Genomic DNA, 3,292 nt, shown 5'->3' with positions numbered 1-3,292 from the left:
GCAATGGTGGCTGCCCTGGCATCCTAGTCAGAAGTTAGATAACGAATGAAAAGATAAGAGAATGAAGGCTGGAAAGACAAGAGATGACTAGGTTCCAGAATAGAAACAGAAAATTTTTGGATAACTAAATAATTTGATGCAATGGCGTTAGGGAGGAGAGCATGAATACATTAAGGCAACCCATTGAGAATCGGTTTTCTAACGAAAAAAACGATCGATCAAGGCATAGTTATGGAACTGAAATTAGAATTCATCATCTAGAAAAATCCTTTGGTTCGGTTTCGGTTTTACAAAAGATCAATCTATCGATACGTCCAGGGGAGTTTACTGCGATCGTTGGGCGAAGCGGTTGCGGTAAGAGCACACTTCTGCGCCTGATTGCTGGATTAGATTCTCCCACAAACGGGCATATTAACCTGGATGGGCAACCTGTAAATGGATTAAATCCTACTACAAGAATCATGTTTCAGGATGCGCGACTCCTACCGTGGCGGCGAGTCCTGGACAATGTAGCCTTAGGTTTGAGTAAACAAGGGCGGCAACGCAGCCGGTGGGCACTGGAACAGGTTGGTTTAGGTGATCGATCTCAATCATGGATCACGCAGCTTTCTGGTGGACAACGGCAGCGAGTTGCTCTTGCACGTGCCCTAGTCAGCCAGCCTCGGCTTCTACTGTTAGATGAACCCCTGGGTGCGTTAGATGCCCTGACCCGGCTTGAGATGCAGCAGTTGATCCAAACGCTCTGGCAGGAGCAGCAGTTCACTGCCATTTTAGTGACACACGATGTCGAAGAAGCCGTTTATCTTGCCGATCGCGTCATTGTTTTAAATCATGGCAGCGTTGATCTGGATCTATCGATTCCCCTTCCGCGTCTGCGCAATCCTGGAAGTGCCGCTTTTGCCGATTTGAAAACCCAAATTCTCGATCGTATTTTGGGCACGTTCCATTCCTAGGTTTTGCTTATCCCAATTCTCAGCAATAACAATTTCAGCAATAGGAATAAGCGATGACTGCTGTAACTCTCCCACCTTGGAAACAGGCAACCCCACAGTTCTCTGTTCACCGATTTAATGCCCGTAGTGTGATTGACTGCCGCTCCAATATACTCTGGAAGATTGAATCAGGATTTGTCAGAACAGTAACTTGGTCAGAGGATGGAACGCTTATTGTACTCGGTCTCTGGGGAGCAGGGAACTGCGTTGGACGATCGCTAACTCAAGTGAATCCCTATCAAATCGAGTGCTTGACTCCAGTGAAAGCGACTCCGATCGCAATTAATGAGGTTCCGGATTTAGCAGATACGCTACTAACCCATGTTAACTACCTGGAAGCCCTAATGGTCATTCGTGGTTCTAAGCGTGCTGATGTCATGCTGCTGAGGCTGCTTCAGTGGTTAGCCGATCGCTTTGGTCAAACCACGGTGGACGGTTGCTTGATTGATCTACGCCTAACGCATCAGGATTTAGCAGACCTGATTGGCATTACTCGAATTACCGTCACCCGAACTTTGAGCCTGCTTGAGCAGCAGCAATATATTCAGCGGTTGCCACTCCAAAAAATTATTTTGCAGCAGAAGGAGTTATGGCACTATGAGATTTAAGTTATCCGTTGATCTTATCTGTGTTCTTGCTGCTGAATAAGCATATGATACGCCCCCAGCACTGGGGGATTTAGGGGGCAATGCAGAAGCTAAATTTGCACCATTCACATCCTAATTCAGCAACGCCACAAATCCATAACGCCACAAATCCATCGCAATTTGTAAGACGCACATATCAGTGTCGATTCCAACCACGGCAACCTGCTGAAGCTGATGATCACAAAGGTAATCTACCAATTGTTGCCGCTGCTTAAATAGGCGAAACGGGGGAAAGGATATCTGAAAGCAGTCTTTTCCGATCATTATCCACTGCTTTGGGGATTTACCAGTCCAACATCGGCAAAAGAAATTTGAATGTCCTCTGCCTGTCAGCCCGCGCAATGCTTCTGTGGATTGGGTTGACCCAGACACCCTGTTCCCACCCGTTGTTTGACTTAGCGGTTTCAATTGCTAGGAGTGGCAGCATTTACCAAGTCAGGCTGCTCTGGATTGGGAGGGGACGCGATCGCCTGATCCACTGTCGGACGCTGATGCTCATCTAGCCGCGCAATCTTCACCGGCTGACCGGTTTTGATCGATTGGTAAAGCGAGCGAATAATGCGAACATCGTTTAAACCTTCTTGTCCCGATGGCTCTGGCTGTGAATCTTGGAGAATACAGTTCGAGAAATAGGTGAACTCAGCAGCAAGCTGGCTGTGGTCTGGGAAACTGCGTTCCTGAGTTTCACCGTTGATTGTGAGGTAATGCTTCAGTTCCCCGTTCCAGCTATAGGCAGGATCTAACCGCAAATCGCCTTTGGTTCCAACCACCTGATAAGTTGAAACCGAAGCTGCGCCAAAGCTGACAGTAAAGGTTGCCAGTCGTTCATTCGAGAAGCGCAAAATTGCGGTCACCATTTCTTCGACTTCGCTGAATCGCTTTTCTCCACGGTTGGCAGCAAAGGCAAACACTTCAGTGGGTTCGTCCTGGAATAAATACCGCGCTGCATTGATGCAGTAGATTCCAATGTCCTCGAGCGTGCCACCCCCTGTTTCATGCTGTAAACGAATGTTGCTTTCGTCAGTCACCTGTTGGGTGAAGACCGAGTTAAAAATGCGCGGCTCGCCGATCTGCCCGGATTGCACCACTTCGATCGCTTCTAGATTGGCGGGTTCCAGGTGTAAGCGATAGGCAATCATTAGCTTGACGTTTTTGCTTTCGCAAGTGGAAATCATTTCCTCACATTCTTCTGCGGTGACTGCCATTGGCTTTTCGCATAGCACATGAATTCCCTGCTCGGCAGCTCGCACGGTATATTCGCGGTGCAGGTGGTTCGGCAGCGCAATATAAACGGCATCTACTGCGCCGCTGGTCAGGCACTCTTCGTACTGCTCGTAGGGATAGGTATGTTGTACGTTGTACTTCTGACCCAGCTCCTGAAGCTTAGTCGGGTCGTCAGAAACAAGGGCGACTAGCTCAGAATTCTCGGATTGGGAAAAGGCGGGCATTGCAGCTTGCTGGGCAAACCAGCCAAGTCCAACAATGGCATAGCGAATTTTGTGATGATTGTTTGCAGATGGGTTTTGAGAAGAAGTCATTGAAGTTTCTCCGATTATGCCGTTTCATCAATCAGATAGGTCGAAACTGATACACCGAGCAGACCAACCTGGAGAACGCGGAATCCAGTCGAGAGAAACATTTCGCCATCATGAC

The 3,292-nt window shown here is 48.2% G+C and carries 4 protein-coding genes; 2 read left to right on the top strand and 2 right to left on the bottom strand.

The genetic code is table 11. The features are described from left to right. The first annotated feature begins 161 nt into the window (after nucleotides 1-161). Together H6F80_RS05530 and H6F80_RS05525 are read left to right on the top strand one after the other, a co-directional pair. A complete protein-coding gene (locus H6F80_RS05530; protein ID WP_190790602.1) occupies nucleotides 162-953 on the top strand; it encodes an ABC transporter ATP-binding protein in 792 nt (263 codons plus the stop codon). 53 nt (nucleotides 954-1,006) lie between these two features. Continuing rightward, nucleotides 1,007-1,600: a Crp/Fnr family transcriptional regulator gene (locus H6F80_RS05525; protein ID WP_190790601.1), complete on the top strand. Its 594-nt coding sequence runs from the start codon at nucleotides 1,007-1,009 to the stop codon at nucleotides 1,598-1,600. A gap of 111 nt (nucleotides 1,601-1,711) precedes the next feature. Here the strand turns inward: H6F80_RS05525 and H6F80_RS05520 are convergent, their stop codons facing one another. Beyond that, entirely contained in the window at nucleotides 1,712-1,903 is a 192-nt protein-coding gene (locus H6F80_RS05520; protein ID WP_190790600.1) for a cysteine hydrolase family protein, read from the bottom strand. A gap of 140 nt (nucleotides 1,904-2,043) precedes the next feature. Beyond that, entirely contained in the window at nucleotides 2,044-3,177 is a 1,134-nt protein-coding gene (locus tag H6F80_RS05515) for a Gfo/Idh/MocA family protein (RefSeq protein WP_190790599.1), read from the bottom strand. Between the last annotated feature and the right edge of the window lie 115 nt (nucleotides 3,178-3,292).

The sequence above is a fragment of the Leptolyngbya sp. FACHB-711 genome, assembly GCF_014695615.1.
Classification (GTDB): domain Bacteria; phylum Cyanobacteriota; class Cyanobacteriia; order Elainellales; family Elainellaceae; genus Leptolyngbya_A.
The sequence above is the reverse complement of the archived record's forward strand: the minus strand, read 5'-3'. Positions and strand labels throughout refer to the sequence as shown.

Excerpts from the sequence above, each read along its gene's own strand:
- H6F80_RS05530 (WP_190790602.1), top strand. The coding sequence starts at position 162 with ATGAATACATTAAGGCAACCCATTGAGAATCGGTTTTCTAACGAAAAA.
- H6F80_RS05525 (WP_190790601.1), top strand. The coding sequence starts at position 1,007 with ATGACTGCTGTAACTCTCCCACCTTGGAAACAGGCAACCCCACAGTTC.
- H6F80_RS05520 (WP_190790600.1), bottom strand. The coding sequence starts at position 1,903 with ATGATCGGAAAAGACTGCTTTCAGATATCCTTTCCCCCGTTTCGCCTA.
- H6F80_RS05515 (WP_190790599.1), bottom strand. The coding sequence starts at position 3,177 with ATGACTTCTTCTCAAAACCCATCTGCAAACAATCATCACAAAATTCGC.